Origin of the sequence: Trebonia sp., assembly GCF_049794275.1 — a bacterium.
In the GTDB taxonomy this organism is placed as follows: domain Bacteria; phylum Actinomycetota; class Actinomycetes; order Streptosporangiales; family Streptosporangiaceae; genus Trebonia.
This window is the reverse complement of sequence record NZ_JBARCR010000031.1, coordinates 1-2,337: the sequence shown is the minus strand read 5'-3', so window position 1 is coordinate 2,337 and position 2,337 is coordinate 1. Positions and strand designations below refer to the sequence as shown.

2 protein-coding genes are annotated in these 2,337 nt (G+C 73.1%); both read left to right on the top strand.

All coding sequences use genetic code 11. The features are described from left to right. Positions 1-1,193: FtsX-like permease family protein (locus WA805_RS00880; RefSeq protein ID WP_425241414.1), on the top strand; the 1,193-nt coding region annotated here is incomplete at its 5' end. Positions 1,194-1,202: 9 nt separating this feature from the next. Then, positions 1,203-2,337: FtsX-like permease family protein (locus WA805_RS00875; RefSeq protein ID WP_425241413.1), on the top strand; the 1,135-nt coding region annotated here is incomplete at its 3' end.

Sequence of the window (2,337 nt, the reverse complement as noted above, 5' to 3'; positions counted from 1 at the left end):
GCGCCGGGGTCGCGATGGCGTTCGAGCCCGGCCACGGCAGGACCGCGGTCCCGGTACGCAGCGCGCTGGCCGGCAGCGTCATCGCGGTCGCCGCGCTCGCGGCCGCCGTCGTCTTCGGCGCGAGCCTTATCGGCCTAGTCAGCACACCGCACGACTACGGGCAGAACTGGGTGCAGGAGGTGGACTTCAACTTCGGCAGCGCTACCAGCGCCCAGGCCGGCCAGATGGCGCAGGCGATACCTTCGATCAGCGGGTACGCGGGCGGCGACTACGGGCAGCTCACCATGGACGGCGTGATCGTGCCCGCGATCGGGATCGACCAGGTACGCGGCAGCGGGTACCTCACGCTGCTGGCCGGCCGCGCGCCGACCGCCCCTGACGAGATCGCCCTCGGTGAGGAAACGCTCCGCGCGATCGGCGCGCGTCTCGGCCAGACCGTGCAGGTGACCGTCAATCAGGTCAGCACCGGCGGCCCGGGCATCACACACTCGATGCGGGTCGTCGGCGTCGCCGTCCTCCCCGCGTTCAGCCGGGGCAGCTTCTCCCCCACCGGCCTGGGCACAGGAGCGGTGGTGTCCGCAAGCGTGTTGTCAGAGACAGACCCGTCCGCGGGCTGCGCCGGCCCACTCTGCTACAACTTCTTCCTGCTCAGGTACCGGCCGGGCGCCGACCTGGCCGCCGCGGCCGCCAAGATCACCGGGGTCCTCACGGCGAGTGGCTGCCCGGTCGGGTCGTGCATCATCGCGCCCGTCGCCGACCAGCGGCCCGGCGACATCAAGAACTACGCCAGCATCAGGGACACCCCGCTCGCGCTCGCCGTGGTGCTCGCGGTGCTCGCCGTGGGTACGCTGGCCCACGTGCTGCTCACAGGCGTGCGCCGCCGCCGCCGCGACCTGGCGCTGCTCAAGACCCTCGGCTTCACCAGGCGGCAGGTGCTCGGCACGGTCGCCTGGGAGGCCAGCGCCTTCGCCGTCGTCGCGCTGCTCGTCGGGCTGCCGCTCGGCGTCATCGCCGGACGCTGGGCCTGGGCCGTCTTCGCCAGCGCCGCCGGCGTCTCCACAGCGGCCACCGTGCCGCTCGCCACCGTACTGCTCGCCATCCCCGCCACCCTGCTGGCCGCCAACCTCATCGCCGCGGCGCCCGGCTGGGAAGCCGCCCGGCTGCGGCCCGCGCTCGTGCTGCGAACGGAGTGACCGGAACCTATGGCGACTGTCTGGCTTGAGCTGCGCGCCGACCTCAGGCAACGCTGGCGGGCGCTGATCAGCCTCGCGCTGCTGCTCGGCCTCATCGGCGGCGTGGTGCTCACCGCCGCGGCCGGCGCACGGCGGACCGACACCGCGTACCCGCGGCTGCTGAGCTGGGCGAACGCGACCCAGGTGGACCTCCTCCCTGCAGCCAACGGCTTCCCGGCCGACTACTACGCGGCGCTGGCTAAGCTGCCGCAGGTCGCCCAGCTGTCCACCGCGGTGCTGTACCAGGTCGTGCTGCCGACGGCCAGGCACGCGGACAACAACCAGGTGACCGCCATGTCGAGCCCCGATCACGGCGTCGGCCTCGCCACCGACAAGGTGAAGGTGCTGCAGGGCCGGCCGTACGACCCGGACACCCCAGGCCAGGCGATGATCGACCCGCAGCTCGCCGCCCTCGAGCACGTCGGCCCCGGCGGCACGCTCCGCCTGGTCGGCGTGCCGAATGACCCGAAGACCGGCAGCCCTGACTTCACCAAGCGGGTCCCGATGGCCTTCCGGGTGACGGCGGTCGTCGTCTTCGACAACCAGATCGTGCCGATCGGCGGCGGCAGCGGCAGCGGCAACATCGAGCCGACGGCGCTGGTCAGCTCGTTCCCTGTGTCCGGCGCGGCCGGCGCGATGAGCTACGGTAACGAGGCGCAGATCCGGCTGCGGCCAGGCGCGACCGTTGACAGCCTCTCGCGGGCTGCCACCGCGCTGGCGAAGCGGTACCCGGACACCAGCAGCCAGATCCTGACCATCAGCCAGGCCGCCCAGGTGGCCGCGACCCAGCAGGCCATCCGCCCGGAGGCCATCGCCCTCGCCGCGTTCGCCACGCTCGCCGGCCTCATCGCGCTCGCCGTCATCGGCCAGCTGCTCAGCCGACAGCTTGCCCTGGACTCCGCGGAGTTCCCCGTGCTGCGCGCGATCGGCGCGACCCGCGGCAGCCTCGTCGCGCTGTCGCTCGCCAGGCTCGCCATTGTCACCCTGGCCGGCGGCGTCATCGCCGTCGCCGTCGCCATCGCGGCCTCCCCGCTGATGCCGATCGGTCCGGCCCGGCTGGCCGAGCCGGACCCGGGCGTCGAGGTGAACCTCGCCATCCTGGCAC